20 protein-coding genes are annotated in these 22,213 nt (G+C 57.3%); 14 read left to right on the forward strand and 6 right to left on the reverse strand.

The window, feature by feature from the left end; genetic code table 11:
• Nucleotides 1-217 precede the first annotated feature (217 nt).
• Genes gpmM through I6G83_RS06360 form a run of 3 tightly spaced genes read left to right on the forward strand, consistent with a single transcriptional unit; the run spans nt 218 to nt 4,062 of the window.
• A complete protein-coding gene (gene gpmM / locus I6G83_RS06350) occupies nt 218-1,762 on the forward strand; it encodes a 2,3-bisphosphoglycerate-independent phosphoglycerate mutase (protein ID WP_054307435.1) in 1,545 nt (514 codons plus the stop codon).
• Nucleotides 1,763-1,771: 9 nt separating this feature from the next.
• Entirely contained in the window at nt 1,772-3,106 is a 1,335-nt protein-coding gene (gene envC / locus I6G83_RS06355; RefSeq protein WP_015962344.1) for a murein hydrolase activator EnvC, read from the forward strand.
• 2 nt (nt 3,107-3,108) lie between these two features.
• Nucleotides 3,109-4,062 (forward strand): divergent polysaccharide deacetylase family protein, encoded by a 954-nt coding sequence (locus tag I6G83_RS06360; RefSeq protein ID WP_054307436.1) that lies wholly within the window; start codon nt 3,109-3,111, stop codon nt 4,060-4,062.
• 37 nt (nt 4,063-4,099) lie between these two features.
• Here I6G83_RS06360 and tdh read toward each other — a convergent pair whose 3' ends face one another.
• Both tdh and kbl read right to left on the reverse strand, forming a co-directional pair.
• A complete protein-coding gene (tdh, locus tag I6G83_RS06365) occupies nt 4,100-5,125 on the reverse strand; it encodes an L-threonine 3-dehydrogenase (RefSeq protein WP_054307437.1) in 1,026 nt (341 codons plus the stop codon).
• Between the two features lie 9 nt (nt 5,126-5,134).
• Nucleotides 5,135-6,331 carry a glycine C-acetyltransferase gene (kbl, locus tag I6G83_RS06370; protein ID WP_054307438.1) on the reverse strand — a complete coding sequence of 399 codons (1,197 nt, stop codon included), beginning with the start codon at nt 6,329-6,331 and terminating at the stop codon, nt 5,135-5,137.
• A gap of 251 nt (nt 6,332-6,582) precedes the next feature.
• Between kbl and rfaD the strand changes: the two genes are divergently transcribed.
• The 5 genes from rfaD to I6G83_RS06395 are packed head-to-tail and all read left to right on the forward strand — an operon-like array spanning nt 6,583 to nt 11,949.
• Nucleotides 6,583-7,515: an ADP-glyceromanno-heptose 6-epimerase gene (gene rfaD, locus I6G83_RS06375; RefSeq protein ID WP_054307439.1), complete on the forward strand. Its 933-nt coding sequence runs from the start codon at nt 6,583-6,585 to the stop codon at nt 7,513-7,515.
• A gap of 21 nt (nt 7,516-7,536) precedes the next feature.
• Nucleotides 7,537-8,583, forward strand: coding sequence for an ADP-heptose--LPS heptosyltransferase RfaF (gene rfaF, locus I6G83_RS06380; RefSeq protein WP_054307440.1), 1,047 nt, complete (start codon nt 7,537-7,539; stop codon nt 8,581-8,583).
• A 2-nt stretch (nt 8,584-8,585) separates the two neighbouring features.
• Nucleotides 8,586-9,551, forward strand: a complete 966-nt coding sequence (rfaC, locus tag I6G83_RS06385; RefSeq protein WP_054307441.1) for a lipopolysaccharide heptosyltransferase RfaC — start codon at nt 8,586-8,588, stop codon at nt 9,549-9,551.
• Nucleotides 9,548-10,711 (forward strand): glycosyltransferase, encoded by a 1,164-nt coding sequence (locus I6G83_RS06390; protein WP_054307442.1) that lies wholly within the window; start codon nt 9,548-9,550, stop codon nt 10,709-10,711. Before rfaC ends, I6G83_RS06390 begins: the two co-directional genes overlap by 4 nt.
• Nucleotides 10,696-11,949, forward strand: coding sequence for an O-antigen ligase family protein (locus tag I6G83_RS06395; protein WP_054307443.1), 1,254 nt, complete (start codon nt 10,696-10,698; stop codon nt 11,947-11,949). Before I6G83_RS06390 ends, I6G83_RS06395 begins: the two co-directional genes overlap by 16 nt.
• Before the next feature lie 49 nt (nt 11,950-11,998).
• Here I6G83_RS06395 and I6G83_RS06400 read toward each other — a convergent pair whose 3' ends face one another.
• Nucleotides 11,999-13,048, reverse strand: a complete 1,050-nt coding sequence (locus I6G83_RS06400; RefSeq protein ID WP_161805805.1) for a glycosyltransferase family 9 protein — start codon at nt 13,046-13,048, stop codon at nt 11,999-12,001.
• Nucleotides 13,049-13,086: 38 nt separating this feature from the next.
• A complete protein-coding gene (locus tag I6G83_RS06405; RefSeq protein ID WP_054307445.1) occupies nt 13,087-14,049 on the reverse strand; it encodes a polysaccharide deacetylase family protein in 963 nt (320 codons plus the stop codon).
• Between the two features lie 215 nt (nt 14,050-14,264).
• On the opposite strand from I6G83_RS06405, the gene rfaQ reads away from it, so the two are divergent.
• From rfaQ to I6G83_RS06420, 3 genes are read left to right on the forward strand one after another with little or no spacing between them, the layout of a single operon-like run.
• Nucleotides 14,265-15,344 (forward strand): putative lipopolysaccharide heptosyltransferase III, encoded by a 1,080-nt coding sequence (rfaQ, locus tag I6G83_RS06410; protein WP_054307446.1) that lies wholly within the window; start codon nt 14,265-14,267, stop codon nt 15,342-15,344.
• A complete protein-coding gene (locus I6G83_RS06415) occupies nt 15,341-16,471 on the forward strand; it encodes a glycosyltransferase family 4 protein (RefSeq protein WP_015962356.1) in 1,131 nt (376 codons plus the stop codon). The genes rfaQ and I6G83_RS06415 overlap by 4 nt, the downstream gene beginning before the upstream one ends.
• Nucleotides 16,468-17,574: a glycosyltransferase gene (locus I6G83_RS06420; protein WP_054307447.1), complete on the forward strand. Its 1,107-nt coding sequence runs from the start codon at nt 16,468-16,470 to the stop codon at nt 17,572-17,574. The genes I6G83_RS06415 and I6G83_RS06420 overlap by 4 nt, the downstream gene beginning before the upstream one ends.
• A 37-nt stretch (nt 17,575-17,611) precedes the next feature.
• Here the strand turns inward: I6G83_RS06420 and I6G83_RS06425 are convergent, their stop codons facing one another.
• A complete protein-coding gene (locus tag I6G83_RS06425; RefSeq protein WP_054307448.1) occupies nt 17,612-18,628 on the reverse strand; it encodes a glycosyltransferase family 9 protein in 1,017 nt (338 codons plus the stop codon).
• Between the two features lie 125 nt (nt 18,629-18,753).
• On the opposite strand from I6G83_RS06425, the gene waaA reads away from it, so the two are divergent.
• Genes waaA through coaD form a run of 3 tightly spaced genes read left to right on the forward strand, consistent with a single transcriptional unit; the run spans nt 18,754 to nt 21,293 of the window.
• Nucleotides 18,754-20,031 carry a lipid IV(A) 3-deoxy-D-manno-octulosonic acid transferase gene (gene waaA / locus I6G83_RS06430; RefSeq protein WP_015962359.1) on the forward strand — a complete coding sequence of 426 codons (1,278 nt, stop codon included), beginning with the start codon at nt 18,754-18,756 and terminating at the stop codon, nt 20,029-20,031.
• Nucleotides 20,031-20,804 (forward strand): glycosyltransferase family 2 protein, encoded by a 774-nt coding sequence (locus tag I6G83_RS06435; protein WP_054307449.1) that lies wholly within the window; start codon nt 20,031-20,033, stop codon nt 20,802-20,804. The genes waaA and I6G83_RS06435 overlap by 1 nt, the downstream gene beginning before the upstream one ends.
• Before the next feature lie 3 nt (nt 20,805-20,807).
• The gene (coaD, locus tag I6G83_RS06440; protein WP_054307450.1) at nt 20,808-21,293 is read left to right on the forward strand and encodes a pantetheine-phosphate adenylyltransferase; all 486 of its coding nucleotides are present in this window, start codon (nt 20,808-20,810) and stop codon (nt 21,291-21,293) included.
• Nucleotides 21,294-21,296: 3 nt separating this feature from the next.
• Here the strand turns inward: coaD and mutM are convergent, their stop codons facing one another.
• Entirely contained in the window at nt 21,297-22,106 is an 810-nt protein-coding gene (gene mutM, locus I6G83_RS06445) for a bifunctional DNA-formamidopyrimidine glycosylase/DNA-(apurinic or apyrimidinic site) lyase (RefSeq protein WP_054307452.1), read from the reverse strand.
• Nucleotides 22,107-22,213: the final 107 nt, after the last annotated feature.

Consider the following 22,213-nt stretch of genomic DNA (forward strand, 5'->3'; position numbering starts at 1 on the left):
AAGGCTCCAGAGTATACCTGCCGAATGCGTCAATTACAGCCAATTAGCATCCGCGATTGCAGAAACTGCGGACGACGCCGGGAAATTCTCCTTCTAACCGTAAAAAGCGGCCGACTGTTCGCCGTAAGTTTGATCTCTTTGGGCACTTTGCGCGCGGCCATCCGCTACTATCACTCCCTTTTCAGGCTGACATATTTACAGCAACGAGGTTAATACAATGTCGAGCAATAAAACGCCCATGGTGCTGGTGATTCTGGATGGCTACGGCCACCGTGAAGAGCAGCAGGACAATGCAATTCTCAACGCCCGCACGCCGGTGATGGACCAGCTGTGGCAGCAGCGGCCGCATACGTTGATTGCCGCCTCCGGGCTGGACGTCGGCCTGCCTGACGGCCAGATGGGCAACTCGGAAGTGGGCCACGTCAACCTTGGCGCCGGCCGTATCGTCTACCAGGATCTGACCCGGCTGGACAAGGCGATCGCCGACGGCGATTTCTACGCCAACCCGGTGCTGACCGCCGCGGTGGATAAAGCGGCGCAGGCCGGCAAAGCGGTGCACATCATGGGGCTGCTGTCGCCGGGCGGCGTCCACAGCCATGAAGACCATATACTGGCGATGGTGCAACTGGCCGCGCAACGCGGCGCCAGCGCCGTATATCTGCATGCGTTTCTGGACGGCCGCGACACGCCGCCGCGCAGCGCCGACGCCTCTCTGCGACGCTTTAGCGCGGCGTTCGAGCAGCTGGGCGTCGGACGCATCGCCTCGGTGGTCGGCCGTTACTTCGCCATGGACCGCGACAACCGCTGGGATCGCGTCCAGCTGGCCTATGACCTGCTGACCGACGCCAAAGGCAAGTTCCATGCCGACAGCGCCGACGCCGCGCTGCAGGCCGCCTACGCACGCGATGAAAACGATGAGTTCGTCAAACCCACGGTCATTCAGGCCGCCGGCGAAGCCAGCGCCGCCATGCAGGACGGCGACGCGCTGATTTTCATGAACTTCCGCGCCGACCGCGCGCGCCAGATCGCCCGCGCCTTTGTCGACGCCGACTTCAACGGTTTCCCACGCGCCAGAGTGGTGAAGTTCGCCGATTTTGTAATGCTGACCGAATACGCCGCCGATATCGACACCGCCTGCGCTTATCCGCCGACGGCGCTGACCAACACCTTCGGAGAATGGCTGATGAAGCACGATAAAACCCAGCTGCGCATCTCCGAAACCGAAAAGTACGCCCACGTCACCTTCTTCTATAACGGCGGCGTGGAGCAGCCTTTCACCGGCGAAGAGCGCATCCTGATTAACTCGCCGCAGGTGGCCACCTACGACCTGCAGCCGGAAATGAGTTCGGCGGAGCTGACCGAGAAACTGCTGGGCGCCATTCACAGCGGGAAATACGACGCCATCATCTGCAACTACCCCAACGGCGATATGGTCGGCCACACCGGCGACTATGACGCCGCGGTCAAGGCGGTGGAAACGCTGGATAATTGCATCGCACAGGTTGTTAACGCGGTGGAGAGCGTCGGCGGACAGCTGCTGATCACCGCCGACCACGGCAACGCCGAACAGATGCGCGACCCGCAGACCGGCCAGGCGCACACCGCGCACACCAGCCTGCCGGTGCCGTTAATTTACGTCGGTAAACCGGCGCAGGCGGTCAACGGTGGCAAGCTTTCCGACCTTGCGCCGACCATGCTGACGCTGATGGGAATGAAAATCCCGCAAGAGATGACTGGTAAGCCGCTGTTCATCGTGGAATAATCCTACTCCATGAGGGAGAAGGCGTATTTTGCACTATCAAGGGTAACCCGAGGCGCAAAAGCCGGCAGCCAGCTGCTGCCGCAACGCGTTGCACCACGGAAGTTGACCACACTGTGCGCCAGCGTGTTATACGCTGGCGTCTTGCTGTTGCCGTTATCCGGCCATGCCGCCGACGACAACAAAAGCCAGCTTAAAGACATCCAGCAAAGCATCGCCGAGAAAGAAAAAGCGGTTAAACAACAGCAACAACAGCGCAGCAGCCTGCAGGACAAACTCAGGCAGCAGGAAAAAACCATTGCACAGGCCAGCCGTTCCTTACGGAGTACGCAAAGTACGCTGACCACGTTAGGCAAAGATATCTCCGGCCTTAACGCCTCAATCGCCAAGCTGCAAAAGCAGCAGACCCAACAGCAAAACATCCTGTCCAGACAGCTGGACGCCGCGTTCCGTCAGGGGCAGCACAGCGCCGTACAGCTGATCCTGAGCGGTGAAGAGAGCCAGCGCAGCGAGCGTATCCTGGCTTACTTCGGCTATCTGAACGAAGCGCGCCAGAAAAATATCGAAGAGCTGAAGCAAACCCGCGCGGAACTGGCGCAGCAAAAAACCACGCTGGTCGCCAAGCAGAAGCAGCAAAAATCCCTGCTGAGCGAACAGCAAGCCCAACAGCAGAAGCTGGAGCAGGCGCGCAGCGCGCGTAAGAAAACCCTGAGCGCCCTGGAAAGCTCGCTGGAAAAAGATCAGCAGCGCCTGGGTGAACTGCGCCAGAACGAAAGCCGCCTGCGCGACAAAATCGCCCGCGCCGAACGCGAGGCCCGCGCCCGCGCCGAGCGCGAAGCGCGTGAAGCCGCCCGCGTACGCGAGAAAGTACGCAAGAAAGAGCAGCAGGCGAAGAAAACCGGCACCAGCTACAAGCCTAGCGAAAGCGAACGTTCGCTGATGGCGCGCACCGGCGGCCTGGGGCGGCCTAACGGTCAGGCCTACTGGCCGGTACGCGGCAACACCCTGCACCGCTTCGGCGAACAGCTGCAGGGCGAGTTACGCTGGAAAGGCGTGGTTATCGCCGCGCCGGAAGGCAGTGAAGTCAAGGCGATCGCCGACGGTCGCGTGCTGATGGCCGACTGGCTGCAAGGCTACGGCCTGGTGGTAGTGGTCGAGCACGGTAAAGGTGATATGAGCCTGTACGGCTATAACCAGAGCGCATTGGTGAACGTGGGCGCGCAGGTGCGTGCCGGCCAGCCGATCGCCTTGGTGGGTACCAGCGGAGGCCAGGGAACGCCGTCGCTCTATTTCGAAATTCGTCGCCAGGGTCAGGCCGTTAACCCACTGCCGTGGTTGGGAAGATAGCTTTGCACTACCTCAAAACACGAAGCGCCGTACTGATTGGCTCCCTGCTGCTGGCCACCGCCGCACAGGCCGGCAAACTGGCGATTGTGATCGATGACGTCGGTTACCGCCCTCATGAAGAAAACGCCGTGTTGCAAATGCCGCTGCCGATCTCGGTGGCGGTGCTGCCCAATGCCCCGCATGCCCATCTGATGGCGACCCGCGCCCATGCGCAGGGCCGCGAGGTGCTGATCCATATGCCAATGGAGCCGCTCAGCAAACAGCCGCTGGAGCGCGATACCCTGCGGCCTTCCATGAGCAGCGCAGAGGTGCAGCGCATTATCCGCAACGCGGTAAGCAACGTGCCCTATGCGGTGGGCATGAACAACCATATGGGCAGCGCCATGACCTCCAGCCTGCCGGCCATGCAGAAGGTGATGCAGGCGCTGGAAAGCTACAACCTGTACTTCCTCGACAGCATGACCATCGGCAACAGCCAGGCCACCCGCGCCGCGGCGGGCACCGGGGTCAAGGTGATCAAACGTCGGGTATTCCTTGACGATACCGCCAGCGAAAGCGATATTCGCCACCAGTTCAACCGCGCCATCGAGCTGGCGCGCCGCAACGGCTCCACCATCGCCATCGGCCACCCGCGGCCGGCCACGGTGAAAGTGCTCAAGCAAATGCTGGCGACACTGCCTGGCGATATTGAGCTGGTCAGACCCAGCTCGCTGCTGAATGCGCCGCAGGGCGGCGGCTATCTGCCGCCGAGCAAACCGCCGCGTCCGACGCAGCCGAAAAATCCGTTCAAAAACGGCATCAAGCAGTGCAAAGTGAAGGCGCCGAAGACGCAGGAAAAAGTGCACGCCGGTACGGCGCTGGCGGTCATTGGCGAAAGCATCGCGCAGTCGCCGGTGGTGACCTTTATCAAGCAGCACTGGCCAAGCTGGCCGCGCACGTCAGAAAAACAGTCATAATCCAGGGCGGAGCCTGCTCCGCCCTGTTGTTATCACATCAATCCCAGCTCAGCACCACTTTCCCGGATTGCCCGGAACGCATGGCGTCGAAGCCCTGCTGGAACTCGTCAATCGAGAAACGGTGGGTAATGATCGGCGTCAGATCCAGGCCAGACTGGATCAGCGCGGCCATCTTATACCAGGTCTCAAACATTTCACGGCCGTAAATACCTTTAATAAACAGCCCCTTGAAAATCACCTGGTTCCAGTCGATCGACATATCGGAAGGCGGGATCCCCAGCATGGCAATGCGGCCGCCGTGATTCATGGCGTTCAGCAAGGTGCGGAAGGCCGGCGGTGCGCCCGACATCTCCAGGCCGACGTCAAACCCTTCGGTCATGCCCAGTTCGTTCATCACATCGCTCAGGTTTTCCTGGCTGACGTTCACCGCGCGGGTGACGCCCATTTTGCGCGCCAGCTCCAGACGGTATTCATTCACGTCGGTGATCACCACGTTGCGTGCGCCCACGTGCTTACACACCGCCGCCGCCATAATGCCGATTGGCCCGGCGCCGGACACCAGCACGTCCTCACCCACCAGATCGAACGAGAGCGCGGTATGCACCGCATTGCCGAACGGGTCAAAAATCGACGCCAGCTCATCGGAGATATTGTCCGGGATCTTGAAGGCGTTAAACGCCGGGATCACCAGATATTCGGCGAACGAACCGGGACGGTTGACGCCCACGCCGGTGGTATTGCGGCACAGGTGCGTACGGCCGCCGCGGCAGTTGCGGCAGTGCCCGCAGGTGATGTGCCCTTCGCCGGACACGCGGTCGCCGATAGTAAATCCTTTCACTTCCTGGCCAATCGCCACCACTTCGCCCACGTATTCGTGGCCCACCACCATCGGGACCGGAATGGTGTTCTGTGACCACTCATCCCAGTTATAGATATGGACATCGGTGCCGCAGATCGCGGTTTTGCGAATTTTGATCATGACGTCATTGTGCCCCAGCTCCGGCTGTGGCACATCGGTCATCCAAATCCCTTCTTCCGCTTTCAGTTTAGACAGTGCTTTCATGGTTTTACCTTATGCAATAACGCCAAGATCTTTGCCGATACGCGTAAACGCCTCAACGGCGCGTTCAATTTGCTCCGGTGAATGGTCGGCGGACATTTGGGTACGGATGCGCGCCTGATTTTTCGGCACCACCGGATAGAAGAAACCTGTTACGTAAATGCCTTCATTAAGCAGTGCATTGGCAAAGTCCTGCGCCAGTTTCGCGTCTCCCAGCATCACCGGGATGATGGCGTGATCGGCGCCGGCCAGGGTAAAACCTGCGGCGGTCATTTTTTCGCGGAACAGACGAGCGTTGCTCCACAGGCGATCGCGCAGGGCATCCCCTTCAGCCAGCAGTTCCAGCACTTTGATCGAAGCGGCGACGATCGCCGGCGCCAGCGAGTTGGAGAACAGATAAGGGCGCGAGCGCTGGCGCAGCCACTCCACCAGCTCTTTTTTCCCCGCGGTGTAGCCGCCGGAAGCGCCGCCCAGCGCTTTACCCAGGGTGCCGGTGATAATGTCGACGCGATCCATCACTTCGCAATACTCATGCGTACCGCGGCCATTGGCGCCGACAAAGCCGACCGCATGGGAGTCGTCCACCATCACCAGCGCCTGATAGTCATCCGCCAGGTCGCACACCCCTTTCAGGTTGGCAATCACGCCGTCCATCGAGAACACGCCGTCGGTGGCGATCAGAATATGGCGCGCACCGTCGGCCTTCGCCTGTTTCAGCTGCGCTTCCAGCTCGTTCATATCGTTGTTGGCATAACGGTAACGCTTGGCCTTGCACAGACGCACGCCGTCGATGATGGAGGCATGGTTCAGCGCATCGGAAATAATCGCATCCTCCGGCCCCAGCAGCGTTTCAAACAGGCCGCCGTTGGCGTCAAAGCAGGAGGAATAGAGAATGGCGTCTTCCATCCCGAGAAACTCGGCCAGCTTCTGCTCCAGCTGTTTATGGCTGTCCTGGGTGCCGCAGATAAAGCGTACCGACGCCATGCCGAAACCGTGGCTGTCCATACCGGCTTTCGCCGCCTCGATCAGCGCAGGATGATTCGCCAAGCCAAGATAGTTGTTGGCGCAGAAATTGATAACGTGGCTGCCATCCGCCACGGCGATATCGGCCTGCTGCGCGGAGGTGATAATACGTTCCTGCTTAAACAACCCTTCGGCACGGGTGTCGGCAAGTTGTTGTTCCAACTGCTGATAAAACGACGCGGACATTCTGTTATCTCCAGGATTGGCTCATTTTCAACATATTTTACTGATTTGTAACCGGACTGACGATAATCCGCCGGAGAGAATATGAAAAATGCAGCAGATATCACGGCAGAGACCGACCAGTTACCGCCGCAATCTCTTCTAAGGAGAATCGGAGCCCGTCCGATGTTTGCAACGGCATGAAATGCTATTATAGGCGTCATATAGCGTGGGGTATCGTGCCCTACCAGGCAGAATAAACAGGGGTAAGCCCAATGATTATCGTCACTGGCGGCGCCGGCATGATCGGCAGCAACATCGTTAAAGCACTGAATGATAAAGGTTATCATGACATTTTGGTGGTCGATAACCTGAAAGACGGCACCAAATTCGTCAATCTGGTCGATCTCGATATTGCCGATTATATGGATAAGGAAGATTTTATCGCCAGCATCGTTGCCGGCGACGATTTCGGCGATGTCGAAGCGATATTCCATGAAGGCGCCTGCTCCGCCACCACCGAGTGGGACGGCAAGTACATGATGGATAACAACTATCAGTACTCCAAAGATCTGCTGCACTACTGCCTGGATCGCCAGATTCCTTTCCTGTACGCCTCTTCCGCCGCCACCTACGGCGGCCGCAGCGAAAACTTTATCGAAGAGCGCCAGTACGAGCAGCCGCTGAATGTTTACGGCTACTCCAAATTCCTGTTCGACCAGTACGTGCGTGAAATTCTGCCGGAGGCCGACTCTCAGGTGTGCGGCTTCCGCTATTTCAACGTCTACGGCCCGCGTGAAGGCCACAAGGGCAGCATGGCGAGCGTGGCCTTCCACCTCAACGGCCAGATCGGCCGCGGTGAGAACCCGAAACTGTTCGCCGGCAGCGAAAACTTCAAGCGCGACTTCATCTACGTCGGCGACGTGGCGGCGGTTAACCTGTGGTTCTGGCAGAACGGCGTCTCCGGCATCTTCAACTGCGGCACCGGCCGGGCGGAAACCTTCCAGGCGGTAGCCGACGCGGTGGTGGACTTCCACCAAAAAGGCGCGGTGGAATATATTGAGTTCCCGGAAAAGCTGAAGGGCCGCTATCAGGCCTATACCCAGGCCGATCTGACCAATCTGCGCGCGGCGGGTTACACCGCACCGTTTAAAACGGTCGCCGAAGGCGTCAAAGAGTATATGGCCTGGCTCAACCGCACTGCTTAAGCTGAAGGGAATCTGCACGGTATGAAAATACTGGTTATCGGCCCTTCCTGGGTTGGCGATATGATGATGTCGCAAAGTCTTTACCGCACCCTGAAGGCCGAGTACCCGTCAGCAGAGATCGACGTGATGGCTCCGGCCTGGTGTCGGCCGCTGCTGGCGCGGATGCCGGAAGTCAGCCAGGCGCTGGCGATGCCCCTCGGGCACGGCGCGCTGGCGCTCGGCGAACGTCGTCGTCTTGGTCACGCGCTGCGCGCCAACCGCTACGATCGCGCCTATGTACTGCCGAATTCGTTCAAATCCGCTCTGGTGCCGTTCTTCGCTCAGGTGCCGCAACGCTGCGGCTGGCGCGGCGAAATGCGCTACGGCCTGCTGAACGATATCCGCGTATTGGATAAAGCCGCTTTCCCGTTAATGGTCCAGCGCTATGTGGCGCTGGCCTATGATAAACAGCGCATCCGCAGCGCCGCAGATCTGCCGCAACCGCTGTTATGGCCGCAGCTGCAGGTCAGCGATGAAGATATTGCGGAGACTACCGCCTCCTTCAACCTGACCGACGCCCGCCCGTTGATTGGCTTCTGTCCTGGTGCAGAGTTCGGCCCGGCCAAGCGCTGGCCGCACTACCATTACGCCCAGCTGGCGCAGATGCTGATCGACCAGGGTTACCAGATCGCCCTGTTCGGTTCCGCCAAAGATCGCGAGGCCGGTGAACAGATCCGCACGGCTCTGGCAGATACGTCTCGCGGCCACTGCATCAACCTGGCCGGCGAAACCCAGCTGGAGCAGGCGGTCATCCTGCTGGCCTCCTGTCAGGCAGTCGTCAGTAATGACTCCGGTTTAATGCACGTTGCAGCGGCGTTGAACAAACCGCTGATAGCCTTGTACGGGCCAAGCAGCCCGGACTTCACGCCGCCGCTGTCGGACAAGGCCAGAGTTATCCGCCTGATCAGCGGCTACCACAAGGTGCGTAAAGGCGATGCTGACCAAGGCTATCATCAGAGCCTGATTGATATTCAGCCGCAACAGGTGTTAGACGCGTTAATGCCGCTACTGGCCGACAGCGAGGAGTAACCATGCAGGTGCTGATCGTCAAGACCTCATCCATGGGGGATGTGCTGCATACGCTGCCGGCGCTGACGGATGCGATGAACGCCATCCCCGGCATTCGCTTTGACTGGGTGGTGGAAGAAGGTTTTCGCCAGATCCCCAGCTGGCACCCGGCGGTGGATCGGGTGATTCCGGTTGCCATTCGCCGCTGGCGCAAAAACTGGTTCGGTAGTGAAACCCGTCAACAGCGCTGCGACTTTAAACGTCAGCTGCAAGAGCGCGACTACGACGTGGTGATTGACGCGCAAGGGCTGATCAAAAGCGCCGCGCTGGTGACCCGCGTTGCCAAAGGCAGCAAGCACGGGCAAGACTGCAAAAGCGCGCGCGAGCCGTTCGCCAGCTGGTTCTACAACCATCGTCATCACATCGATAAGCAGCAGCACGCGGTGGAGCGCACCCGCGAGCTATTCGCCAAAAGCCTCGGCTACGCCAAGCCCGACACCTATGGCGATTACGCCATCGCCGCCCGTTTTCTCACTCAGCCACCGGCGGACGCCGGGCAATACCTGGTGTTTCTGCATGCCACCACCCGCGATGAGAAGCACTGGCCGGAAGAGAACTGGCGCGAGCTGATCGCGCTGGTTGCGCCGACCGGGCTGCGCATCAAGCTGCCGTGGGGCGCCGAGCACGAACACCAGCGCGCGCTGCGCCTGGCGGAAGGCTTCCCGCATGTCGAAGTGCTGCCGAAGCTCAGCCTGGAGCAGGTTGCACAGGTGCTGGCCGGCGCCAAAAGCGTGGTATCAGTGGATACCGGTCTCAGCCATCTGGCCGCCGCGCTCGATCGACCGAATATTACGCTGTTCGGCCCAACCGATCCGGGATTAATCGGTGGTTATGGGCAGAACCAAATGGCAAAAAAATCGTCGAACAACATGATGAGCACTATTTCCGCGAATGACATATTGACCCTGTTGCAGGAGCCACGGCCATGAAGCGGCTACACGTGATCAATTTAGAAAAAATGGGCGGCGCTGAGAAAATTTTCCTGCAGTTCTTACATAACGCAACGGCTGGCAGTGATAGCATACTTTGCATCAGTAATAAGATCGGGCCAGAAATAGCCAGCGAACTGGGCGACACTCCCGTATTGTTCGCCAACCGCATCATCAATGATCGTGCTCTGAAGTATCCAGTGTTTCTTCGCAAGTCCGCTTTACTGCGAAAAATCGAAAGACAGCGGGCCGACTTGGTGATTTTTTGGGACTTTGTGCCCAATCTGGCGCGTAAGATACGCAATAGCAAAACGATTTATTACGATCATGGCTGCTCTTGGCGTTTCCCGCTGAATGCGAAGACATTAGGATTTTTCGAAAAAGTGGACGGCTGTATCGCTGTCAGCTTCGCCTCCAAACGCGTATTAGAAGAGCGTTTCAAGCTGACTTGCCCAATAGAAATCGTCAGCAACTGCGTGCCGCCGCCAACCACAATCTCTCCCAAAACCGTAGCGCCGACAACGCGTGTAGTGTTGGGTACGGCTTCTCGTCTCGTCTCTCTTAAAGGTATCGGCGTCTCTATTTTGACGCTGCATACCCTGCGGCAAAAAAGTATTGATGCTGAACTGTACATCGCCGGCAAAGGGCCTGATGAAGCAAAGCTACGTGAACTCGTTACCAAACTGGGCGTTGAGAAATACGTTCATTTTCTGGGCTTTCAACAGGATCTGACGTCATTTTTCGACCGTATCGATTTTTACATCAGCTCTCCGGTCACGGAGCCTTTCGGGCTCTCCTGTATGGAAGCGTTATACCACACCGTACCGGTGATTTTCCCGCTGATTGATGGGCAGCCAGAAGTCATCCCCGACGGCGAATGCGGCGTAGGCATTGCACCAGCCCTGACCTTTGAGCAATACCATGCGCTAACAGGTATCAGCATTGATTTTCCACACCAGGTCTTCAATACGGTAACGCAGAAAATGGCGCCGCCTCTCACATTGGATCCTGCAGACTGCGCCCAACAGATTCTCAACGTCATTACACAAAACCGTTATCTGACGTTAAGTAATAACGCTATGCATCATGCTAATACGAAGTTTGACTACACTCTCTTTGTCAAAGAGTTAGAACGGAGTTTTGCATGCTTCGTAAATTAAGCACCGCCAATCTGGCTGCCATTGCTTTATTGTTCACCATTATCGCTGCATCAACTAGCTTGACCGATAGCACGATTACGAGAAATGCGTTTTATCTGGCCGTTTTATTCGCTACAGCCGCCTTTGCCATCAGCAAGTCATGGGTAATTTCCCGCGATGCCGCGTTGACCTCCATGGCTGTATTCTGTATCGGATTAAGCCAAGCCGTTTGGCTATGGCGTTTTCCCGCATCCGGCATGTTAGAAACGCATAATGAATATCTCACCAGCGCGACACGTCTGTTATGCGGCGCCGTGCTCATCATGATGCTTGGTTCGTTACATCACCAAATAAGTCATAAAGTAAAAGTTTTTGCCAAGGGACTACTGATCTTCGGTTTCTTTTATACGTCGAGTATCGGACTCTACCTGCACGCACAATCACCCGATATGCGGTTGCAAATTAATACGGTATCCACGATAACCGCGTATATTTACATGCTACAATCTTTATTAACTGTATATGTTATCCATAAAACATCATGGCGGTATAAATACGTAGCGATAACCATTGTTATCCTATTAAGTCTTTGGGTGATTTTCCTGACAGAAACGCGTGCAACCCTGTTGAGTTACCCTCTGTTTTTACTACTTTTTTTCTGCCGCCGTCACCATCTGACACTAAAAACCATTTTGCTATCCGGCCTGATTGTCGTCGTCATGGCAACTGCGGCCAGCCATTTATTTTCAACAGCGACGGCACGGCTTACCGATATAATCAATGAAATCAGTAATTACCAAAAAGGTAATGGCGACACATCACTAGGCTCGCGCATCAGTATGTGGAAAGCGGGAATACATACGATGCTCCAATCTCCAGGCGGGCAGAGCACCGATGTCAGGTTTGCCAACGCAACCCAATATATCAACAGCCATGAAGGGGGAAATCCGGAAGCCCTGCGCAACATCGCGTATCACCTCCATAATGATTTTATTGAGGCGGGCTCTCTGCAGGGTATTGCGGGCATAATCGCATTATTATGCTTTTTCTCGCTTGTGTATCTGGCCCGCAGACACATGGATACGAACGCTATGCTGATTTTGCTTATATTGCCAACGATTCTTATTGGTATGGTGGATACATTATTCATCGACCAGCGTTACGTCACCAACCTGACGCTGATGTTGGTTATCTATCTCACCCTACAGCCGACGCCGCCTAGCCCCCCTCTCTACCAGAGTAAAGAAAAAAAGGTCTAAAGAGGTTTCCAAGCCAGAAAAAAAGAGCGCAATAAGCGCTCTTTTGTTTTCAATGCGTCAGCATACGCTCAACGCAGTCAAAAACTTCGCCGACGGATATCGCTCTCAGCGGGGCCTGTTCATCGATCACCCGCGGATCCTCCAGCGGCAAGTAAATATATTCATGGCGGTCTTTATCCTGATAAGGACCGCTGCGGCACGGGTTTTCGGTCACAAACAGACTCAAGGTCGGCACCCGCAATGCTATCGCCAGATGTAATGGCCCGGTATCGCCGGTCACCAATAAATCCATCGAGGCGATAACCCCCAACAGCTGTGGCAACGTCGTTTTCCCCACATGGCTGGTGATCTTATTCCGCAGCGCCGGTTCAACATGCTGCATCAACGCCTCCGCCAACCCTTTTTCAGGCGCAGAACCGATCAGCGCGATTTCGATGCGGCTGTCGCTGGCTATCAGCCGCTGCGCCAGTTCAGCGTAATATTCCGGCGGCCAGCAGCGAACAAGCGTTGAAGCACCCAATTGGAAGCCGATGCGTATCACGCCTTCCGGCTTTGGCTGCTTCTCATAGGCACAGGGCAAAGCCATTGCCACATTATCTGTTTCACACCCCAACGCGCTAACCAGCTTCATCTTACGCGCAATGACGTGCTCATCGAATTCATCCAACCCGTAAGTCAACCAGCGGTTCATCCTGCCGACCGGTTTGGCATAGTTATCACGTACAATATACCGGCACCCGGCCATCGCGGCGCTGACGACGTCATACGGCAAATGTGAATGCAGTAAAATCGCCAACTGCGGCTTACGTTCTTTCGCCTGGCTGACCAGCGTAAACATATCGCTGGCTTTGTTGGTCCAGAACAAAACGTCATCGTAAAAATCGCGCGTTGTTATCAGATCCTTATATTTTGGATGCACCACCAGCGTGATCTTTGCTGACGGGTAACGCTGACGAATCGCCCGTAATGCCGGCGAGTTGAACATATAATCGCCCAACGCCGTCGTTGAATACACCAGAATACTGTCAAAATTTATCGTTGATAACGCTCGCTGCTTTTCCGGCGTCGCCAGCGCCTGGGGAAACGACAGTCCGAGCAAAGAATCGCTCAGCCCTATTTTAAATTTCTTTTTCTCTCTCATTTTTTACTGACTACGTCCTGGTAATATTCCGCCAACGTTTTACCTACGGCGATGCCGTGCATCCAACTAAAGAACTGCTCCAGATCGCGATATAACGCTTCAATATCCTGCTCATTTTTAAACGTCGGGCTGCCGCCGGGCATAAACTCCGAGGAGTGCAGCATAAACTCAACGTAATCATGCCCTTCCGCCAACGAGCGCTCGGCAACCCGCTTCATCTGGTCCAGGTTATTGCCGCTCGGGCGCAGCCAGTGTACTGACGGCGATCGCCGCTTGCCGCGCAGCCGGTCATAACCCTGTTTAATCGCGTTCATCACGCCGGAATGCTTGTACTGAATGCTCATCGGCACCTCAAGCAGGCCGGACTGGCCCGGCCGCGCAATGTTTTGCGGGTCGATAAAGTAGGCGTGCGCAGGAAACGCACGATAGTCGGTGCCGCCGTTGCCCTGAGGATTGCCCGGCGAATACTGCCAGTTGACCCGCGGCGTTACCGAACAGTCGACCTGATAACCATATTCCAGCAACAGCTCGGCGTAATATTCGTTGAAAGCCCAGCGCCCGGCGCGGTGGCTCAGCATTTTCGTCTGGAAGGCATCCTCCAGCAGCTTGGTCATATGATCGACCTTGGCGCGGATTTGGTCGGCCGGATACTCAATCAGATACGGTTTGTGACGCCAGTCATCGTCGGTCAGCGGCGTCAGCGGCGGGCTGTTCCAGGCATGCAGATGCATACCCACTTCACCGGCGCCGCGCGCAATCACATCGCGGGCAAACTCGACGTACTGCGGGTCAACCGCCATTTCATAGTTGGTGAGATAAACCGGTTTAAACGCATATTTCTCACACAGCGCCTGAAAGCGAGGTAAAAAGCGGGTATTTTCAGTCGTAATACGATCGTGGTTCTGCCACAGGTTGTCGCCTTCAGTATCTATCGTGATGAGAAATGCCGGTTTATTCATAAATATCGCGCCTGATATCAATAACATACAAACATGTTACGCAACCCGCCTGCCGTGGGCAAACGACTTCGCCGTCAGTTTTGGACAACGGCGCAACAGATTTGTCTCTTTTGTCGCGCTATTTTTCCACGTTTCACACGAAAAATCCGCAACAGTAGCCACATGCGAGAGGGTCATTTAGAATCATTCGCTGGTTTCCCATATAGCGAGTCACGATGAACGACGCGTCAGCACCGATCCCAGCAACATCTGTACAGCGTATTTTAGTTATTAAGCTGCGCCACCACGGCGATATGCTGCTGACCACGCCGGTCATCAATACGCTAAAAGCAAACTATCCGCAGGCGCAGATAGACGTGTTGCTGTACCAGGAAACGCAGGATATGTTAGCCAGCAATCCAGCGGTGTCACGGATATTCGCCATTGACCGCCAATGGAAAAAACAGGGCGCCAAGGCGCATCTCGGCCACGAATGGCGCCTGATCCGCCAACTGCAGGCGCAGCATTACGATCTGGTGGTGAACCTCGCCGATCAGTGGCGCAGCGCGCTGATTACGCGCCTGACCGGCGCGCGCATCCGTCTGGGTTTTGATTTCCCCAAACGCCGCGGCTTTCTCTGGCGCCACTGCCATACCCAGCTCGTCTCCGTCGAGGGCCATGACGCCTTACATACGGTGGAGCAGAACCTCTCGTTGCTGCAGCCGCTCGGTCTGAAGCTCAGCGATACGCAGGTCACCATGAGCTATGCCGCTCAGGACTGGCAGGCCGCCGAAGCGCTGCTGCAGCAGCGCGGCGTACAGAATGACTATATTGTCGTTCAGCCCACCTCCCGCTGGTTCTTTAAATGCTGGAGCGAAGAGAAAATGGCCGCGCTCATCACCGCCTTGCAAAGCGATGGCCATACCGTGGTCATTACCTCCGGCCCCGATGAGAAAGAGCGGAAAATGGTGGAAAACATTCTGGCGCACTGCCCCCAACAGGGCGTAGTGTCGCTGGCGGGTCAGCTCACCCTGCGGCAACTGGCGGCGATCATCGATCACGCCGGGCTATTTATCGGCGTAGACTCCGTGCCCATGCATATGGCCGCCGCGTTGAAAACCCCCTGCATCGCGCTGTTTGGCCCGTCCAAGCTGACGTTCTGGCGCCCATGGCAGGTTATCGGCCAGGTTATCTGGGCCGGAGACTACGGGCCACTGCCCGACCCGGATGCGGTGAACACCGGTACCGATGAGCGTTACCTTAACCTTATTCCTACAGACGCGGTCATCACTGCCGCGCGGAGCCAGCTTTCATGACCGCATTGCGTTTGGCGATCGTTCGTCAAAAATACCGCCCGGACGGCGGGGCTGAGCGTTTTGTTTCCCGCGCCTTAGAAGCGTTGGAGCAACAGGACCTCGAACTCAACGTCATTACCCGCGAATGGCAAGGAGACGCCAACCCCAATTGGCATATTCACCTGTGTAATCCGTTTAAACTCGGCCGCATCAGCCGCGAGCGCGGCTTTGCCGAGGCGGCGCGCGCGCTGTGGCAGCAGGAACGGTTCGATCTGGTGCAAAGTCACGAACGCATCGCCGGCTGCGATATTTACCGGGCCGGCGACGGCGTGCACCGCCGCTGGCTGCTGCAGCGTGCGCGCCTGCTGCCGGAATGGCGGCGTAAATGGCTGTTCTCCAACCGTTACCACCGCTACGTAATGTGCGCCGAACGGGCGATGTACGCCGCCCCCGAACTGAAAGCGGTGATCTGCAACGCAGAAATGATTAAACAGGAAATCATCGACGATTTCGGCGTCGCCGCCGATAAAATCAGGGTAATTTACAACGCCATCGATAACCAGAAATTCCTGCCCGCCGACGACGCGCAGCGGCATCTGCTACGCCAGCAATACCAGATCCCGCAGCAGGCCCACTGCCTGATCTTCGTCGGCTCCGGTTTTGAGCGTAAAGGGCTGGCGGCGGCGATTCGCGCCGTCGCGGCCACCGACAGTTATCTGCTGGTGGTGGGTAAAGACAAGGCGGAAAAACGCTATCGCGCGCTGGCCCAATCGTTAGGCTGCGGCGACCGCATCCGCTTTATGGGCGTGCAGAAACAGACGCTGCCTTTCTATCAGGCCGCCGACGGGCTACTGCTGCCTACGCTGTACGATCCGTTCCCCAACGTTATTCTGGAAGCCATGTCATGCGGTCTGCCAGTGATCACCAGCACCACATGCGGCGGCGCCGAGTTTATCACCGCCGGCCAAAACGGTTTTGTCAGTGATGCGCTGGACGTCGCGGCGTTAACCGCCGCAGTGCGCGATTTACCTCGACAGGCGCTGGGTTCATCCATGGGCGCAGCGGCCCGGCAGCGCATTATGCCGGCAACGCCGGCGCGCCTGTCCGAGCAACTGGTTTCGCTGTATCAGAGCGTGTTGCCATCATGAAAGAACATATTCTGTTTATTATCGACGGGCTACCGGGCGGCGGCGCTGAAAACGTTACTCTGGCCCTCGCCAAAGGCGTTCAGCAGCGTGGCTATCACGTCACCCTGCTGTCATTAAGCAATAAGCGCGATTATGAAATCCCTGCGGGCATTGATTTTATCGTTGATGCAGACCGCGGAACCGGCCCGTTACGCAAACTGACCGAGCTATCCAGACGTGCAGCCTCGCTTGATGCCGTGCTCAGCGAGCTTTTCGCCCGCGTCGGACAACCGACACTGGTCATCTCCAACCTGCATAAAACCGACCGTATTGTCGTTCGTTCCAAAATACTGCGCGCCAATAACGTCTGGCATTGCATTCACGGCATGTTTTCACGTTCGTATCTGGGCAATAAAACCGGCCTGAGCCGCTGGCTCAAACGGCGAAAAATGCAGCATGTCTATAAGAATCGTCAACTCATCACCGTATCCGATGCGGTAGGTGAAGATGTGGTTCAGCAGATGGGTATCAAGCCCGCGCAGCTCATCACCATTTATAACCCGTTCGATATTCCGGAGATCGAACGGCGCGCGGCCGCGGTCAATCCCTTCGCCGGTGAAGATTACATCCTGCACGTCGGGCGTTTTCACCAGGTTAAACGTCACGACCGGTTATTAGAGGCGTTTGCACTTGCCCAATTGCCGGGCAAACTGGTGCTTATCGGCCAGGGAGAAGAGTCTGTCACGCAGGCGATTACGGCGAAGATAGCGGCGTTGCAGCTACAGGATAAGGTGCTCCTTGCCGGCTTCCAGCAAAATCCGCTGCCAGCCATCAAGGGCGCAAAAATTGTAGCGCTCAGTTCCGATAGCGAAGGGCTACCAACGGTGCTGATCGAAGCGTTGATTTGCCATACGCCGATCGTCAGCACGCAAAGCCCCGGCGGTGTGGCTGAAATCATGAGCGGCGAATTAGCCCCTTATATGTCCGCAATGAGCGCGCAATCCCTTGCAGAGAAATTACGGTTGGCGTGGGAGACTCCCCCCGAGATCGTCCCGGCGATGTATCGTAAATTCGACTACGAGCATATTATCGACAAGTATCTCTCGTTGGTAAAACGCCCGTAGCCAGAACGCTCGGCTGCCTCGCCGGCAGCCGAGAAGCCTACGCCGTCAACGCGCCGATCTGCTGCCACACCTCATCGACCGTTACGTCGGCGCACTCGCCCGACGCCGTTTGCAAAATCGCGTACTTACCCGACCACGGGTGCCAGGATTCCTTGTCGGTATCACCGAAGAACACCACCTGCGTGCTGTTTACCGCTGCGGCCAGATGCATCTGCCCGCCGTCGCTGCATAGCACCAGGTGGCAGCGCTCAAACGCCGCCAGCAGCTCACGCACCGACGCCGTCGGGTAGAGCGCGACGCGCGCATTGCCACACTGCTCCAGCAGCTGCTGAGCGCGCTGCTGGTCACCGATATCATCCGGCGCCAGCGTGCCCTGCGGCGACCAAAATATCAGCACCCCATTGCGCGGATCATCGGTCAAACGGCGAATAATCTCGGCGTAGCGCTCCAGCGGCCAGCGCCGGTTAGCCATGCGGCTGCTGATATGCACCGCATAAATGCGCTCCGCCTGCGGCAAGGCGATTTGTATACGCTGCTGCGCTTGCTGCCGCTCTGACGCGCTTAAGTAAGCCCGCACCGGGGGAATGGCGATTTGTCGATCGGTGATCGCCGACAAATAGCTAAAGGTATGTTCCACCTGATGTTTGCCGTGAAAATCTTGCGGTTTGAACGAGCGGGTTATTTCCGATGAACCGAGGTCGGCGCCGATAATATGTTTGACGCCCGCCATTTTCGCCAGCCGCAGGCTGTATTTGCAGGGAACGGGATTTGCCAGAATCGCTGCGTCAAATTTTATCTGCCGCAGCTGCAGGAATATCATCAGGCGCTCGAAATAAACGCCCAGCGTCGTTTCATGCTTCGCCTTGTGCTTTGCCTTTTTATAGACAAAAACCTTCTCAATATGCGGGTTATTTTCTACGACGTCCTGGCTGATTTTATTAATTAACAAATAGAGCTTGGCATCCGGGTATGCAATTTTTACACCTTCAATCAGAGGGAGAGTGCAAACAAGATCGCCAATGTTATCGCGGCGAATAATTAAAATATTTTTCATATCAACCCTATCGACGAAACCACCCGTCTGTTGTCTGAAACTGGTGCCCGAAGCCACCAAATTAGCGCCTTTCCCTGCCGATTATGGTACTATTCCGAATAACCCATAAAAATGAAATTGATAGAATGTTGCTGCGTTTATATCAGGTACTCCTCTACCTCATTCAGCCCCTGATCTGGCTTCGCTTATTACTGCGCAGCCGCAAAGCGCCGGCCTACCGCAAGCGCTGGGCTGAACGCTATGGCTTCTGCGCCGGGAAAGTGGTTCCCGGCGGCATCATGCTGCATTCCGTGTCCGTCGGCGAAACGCTCGCCGCCATTCCTTTGGTGCGCGCCCTGCGCCACCGTTACCCCTCTTTACCGATTACTGTGACCACAATGACCCCGACAGGTTCAGAGCGTGTCCAGTCCGCCTTCGGCAAAGATGTGCACCACGTCTACCTCCCTTACGATCTGCCCGGCTCCATGCACCGCTTCCTTGATCAGGTTAATCCGAAGCTGGTCATCATCATGGAAACTGAACTGTGGCCGAACATGATCAACGCGCTGCACCAGCGCCAGATCCCGCTGGTGATCGCCAACGCGCGCCTTTCCGCCCGCTCTGCCGCCGGCTATAAAAAAATCGGCGGCTTTATGCGCGATATGCTGCGCCGCATTACGCTTATCGCCGCGCAGAATCAGGAAGACGGCGACCGCTTTATCGAACTGGGGCTGAAGCGTTCCCAGTTAACCGTGACCGGCAGCCTGAAGTTCGATATTTCCGTTACCCCGGAGCTGGCGGCCCGGGCGGTGACGCTGCGCCGCCAGTGGGCGCCGCGGCGTCCGGTGTGGATCGCCACCAGCACGCATGAAGGGGAAGAGACTATTTTGCTGGCGGCGCACCGTAAGCTGCTGGAAAAGCACCCTGACCTGCTGCTGATCCTGGTGCCTCGCCATCCGGAACGCTTCCAGACCGCCAAAGAGTTAACGCAAAAGGCCGGCTTCAGCTACACCACCCGCAGCAGCGGTGAAATTCCCTCCAGCAGCACCCAGGTGGTGATCGGCGATACCATGGGCGAACTGATGCTGCTGTACGGCATTGCCGATCTGGCCTTCGTTGGCGGCAGCTTGGTGGAACGCGGCGGGCATAACCCGCTGGAAGCCGCGGCGCACGCCATTCCGGTACTGATGGGCCCGCATACCTTTAACTTTAAGGATATCTGCGGCAAGCTCTCTCAGGCCGAAGGGCTGATTACCGTCACCGATACCGACTCGCTGGTCAAAGAAGTGGAGACGCTGCTGACCGATGAGGATTATCGCCGTTACTACGGCCGCCACGCCGTTGAAGTGCTGTATCAGAACCAGGGCGCGCTGCAGCGCCTGCTGCACCTGCTGGAGCCTTATCTGCCGCCCCGGAGCCACTGATGGAAAACCGCAAAAGCCTGTCGGTCGTGATGATCGCCAAAAACGAAGCCGAGCTGCTGCCGGATTGCCTGCAGTCGGTCAGCTGGGCGGATGAAATCATCGTGCTGGACTCCGGCAGCCAGGATGATACGGTAGCCATTGCCGAAAACCTGGGCGCAAAAGTCTTCGTCAACCGCAACTGGCAGGGCTTCGGCAAACAGCGTCAGCTGGCGCAAAGCTACGCCGGCTGCGATTACGTGCTGATGATCGACGCTGACGAACGCGTAACGCCGGAGCTGCGTCGCGCCATCGAGCAGGTGCTCAGCGCCGCGGATGACGATCGGGTTTACAGCCTGGGACGACGCAACCTGTTTCTTGGCCGTTTCATGCGCCATAGCGGCTGGTATCCGGACCGCGTCAACCGCCTGTACGCGCGTGAACGCTACCGCTACAACGACGATCTGGTGCACGAGTCGCTCAATACGCTCGGCGCGCGCATCGTGCCGTTACAGGGCGATCTGCTGCATCTGACCTGCCGCGACTTTTTTGCCTTTCAACGCAAGCAGCTTCATTACGCGCAGGAATGGGCGACGCAGCGCCATACCGCCGGCAAGCGCTGCGGTTACTTCTCCATCCTCACCCACACGCTTGGCGCCTTCTGCAAGACCTGGCTGCTGCGCGCCGGCTTTCTCGACGGTAAACAGGGGTTGCTGTTAGCCGTGGTCAACGCGCAATATACCTTTAATAAGTACGCCGCACTGTGGGCGTTGGGCCGCAACTATTCAGAGAAGTAAATCATGACCAGCAAAGCCATCTACCCCGGAACGTTTGACCCCATGACCAACGGCCACCTGGATCTGGTGACCCGGGCGTCAAGGATGTTCGATCGCGTGATTCTGGCCATTGCCGCCAGCCCGAGCAAAAAGCCGCTGTTTACGCTGGATGAACGGGTTGAACTGGCGACGCAGGTAACGGCGCATCTGGATAACGTGGAAGTTCTGGGCTTCAGCGAGCTGATGGCGCACTTTGCCGAGCATCAAAACGCCAATATCCTGGTGCGCGGGCTGCGGGCGGTGTCGGATTTCGAATATGAACTGCAGCTGGCCAATATGAACCGCCACCTGATGCCCACCCTGGAAAGCGTTTTTCTGATGCCGTCGGAAGAGTGGTCGTTTATCTCCTCTTCGCTGGTGAAAGAGGTGGCGCGCCACGGCGGCGACATCTCGCCGTTCCTGCCGGATGTCGTCACCAAGGCGCTGCTGGACAAACTGGCGTCCAGCTAACGCTTAATGCTGGCAGCGGCGGCAGAAGAAGGTGCTGCGCTGCCCGTGCTTCGCGCTCTCAATCGGCGTGCCGCAGACCCGACAAGGTTCGCCGGCGCGTCCGTAGACCTGCAGTTCCTGCGCAAAATACCCCGGTTTCCCGTCCGACTGCAGAAAATCACGCAGCGTGGTGCCGCCCTGTTCGATCGAGCGCTGCAGCACGGCCTTAACCGTTGTCGCCAGCAGCTCGGCCTCCGGCAGGCTCAACGATCCCGCAGGGCGGTCCGGAAGGATCCCGGCGGTAAACAGCGACTCGCTGGCATAGATATTCCCCACGCCCACCACCAGCTTGTTATCCATCAGCCAGGGCTTAATCAGCGTACGCTTATTGCGCGACTTCTCGAACAGATACCGGCCGTCAAACGCCTCGCTCAGCGGCTCCGGCCCCAGATGGGCCAGCACGTTGCTGGTTGCCGGGTCCTCACACCAAAGCCAGGCGCCAAAACGGCGTGGGTCGGTATAGCGCAGAATCATGCCGTTGCTCATCACCAGGTCGACGTGGTCATGCTTGCCGGCCTCGCTCTCTTCCGCCAGCATGCGCAGGCTGCCCGACATGCCGAGGTGGACGATAATCCAGCCGGCATCCAGTTCAATCAGCAGGTATTTGGCGCGACGCTGGACGCTGCGCACCGGCCGGTCGCTCAACGCCAGGATCTGTTCGGAGACCGGCCAGCGCAGACGCGCATTGCGCACCACGGCGTACTGGATGCTGTGTCCGACAAGATACGGTTCAATACCGCGGCGACTGGTTTCAACTTCTGGTAATTCTGGCACGGCGCGCTCCTCTCGCATTCGGTTGCCCTACAACGTCCAGATTACTGCCTGGCGGCGGCGCTGTGAATCCCCGTGGGCGGAACAACGGTGATGCACGGCCGGGTACG

Source organism: Serratia rubidaea (assembly GCF_016026735.1).
Classification (GTDB): domain Bacteria; phylum Pseudomonadota; class Gammaproteobacteria; order Enterobacterales; family Enterobacteriaceae; genus Serratia_B; species Serratia_B rubidaea.

Excerpts from the sequence above, each read along its gene's own strand:
- gpmM (WP_054307435.1), top strand. The coding sequence starts at position 218 with ATGTCGAGCAATAAAACGCCCATGGTGCTGGTGATTCTGGATGGCTAC.
- envC (WP_015962344.1), top strand. The coding sequence starts at position 1,772 with ATGAGGGAGAAGGCGTATTTTGCACTATCAAGGGTAACCCGAGGCGCA.
- tdh (WP_054307437.1), bottom strand. The coding sequence starts at position 5,125 with ATGAAAGCACTGTCTAAACTGAAAGCGGAAGAAGGGATTTGGATGACC.
- kbl (WP_054307438.1), bottom strand. The coding sequence starts at position 6,331 with ATGTCCGCGTCGTTTTATCAGCAGTTGGAACAACAACTTGCCGACACC.
- rfaD (WP_054307439.1), top strand. The coding sequence starts at position 6,583 with ATGATTATCGTCACTGGCGGCGCCGGCATGATCGGCAGCAACATCGTT.
- rfaF (WP_054307440.1), top strand. The coding sequence starts at position 7,537 with ATGAAAATACTGGTTATCGGCCCTTCCTGGGTTGGCGATATGATGATG.
- rfaC (WP_054307441.1), top strand. The coding sequence starts at position 8,586 with ATGCAGGTGCTGATCGTCAAGACCTCATCCATGGGGGATGTGCTGCAT.
- I6G83_RS06390 (WP_054307442.1), top strand. The coding sequence starts at position 9,548 with ATGAAGCGGCTACACGTGATCAATTTAGAAAAAATGGGCGGCGCTGAG.
- I6G83_RS06395 (WP_054307443.1), top strand. The coding sequence starts at position 10,696 with ATGCTTCGTAAATTAAGCACCGCCAATCTGGCTGCCATTGCTTTATTG.
- I6G83_RS06405 (WP_054307445.1), bottom strand. The coding sequence starts at position 14,049 with ATGAATAAACCGGCATTTCTCATCACGATAGATACTGAAGGCGACAAC.
- rfaQ (WP_054307446.1), top strand. The coding sequence starts at position 14,265 with ATGAACGACGCGTCAGCACCGATCCCAGCAACATCTGTACAGCGTATT.
- I6G83_RS06415 (WP_015962356.1), top strand. The coding sequence starts at position 15,341 with ATGACCGCATTGCGTTTGGCGATCGTTCGTCAAAAATACCGCCCGGAC.
- I6G83_RS06420 (WP_054307447.1), top strand. The coding sequence starts at position 16,468 with ATGAAAGAACATATTCTGTTTATTATCGACGGGCTACCGGGCGGCGGC.
- I6G83_RS06425 (WP_054307448.1), bottom strand. The coding sequence starts at position 18,628 with ATGAAAAATATTTTAATTATTCGCCGCGATAACATTGGCGATCTTGTT.
- waaA (WP_015962359.1), top strand. The coding sequence starts at position 18,754 with ATGTTGCTGCGTTTATATCAGGTACTCCTCTACCTCATTCAGCCCCTG.
- I6G83_RS06435 (WP_054307449.1), top strand. The coding sequence starts at position 20,031 with ATGGAAAACCGCAAAAGCCTGTCGGTCGTGATGATCGCCAAAAACGAA.
- coaD (WP_054307450.1), top strand. The coding sequence starts at position 20,808 with ATGACCAGCAAAGCCATCTACCCCGGAACGTTTGACCCCATGACCAAC.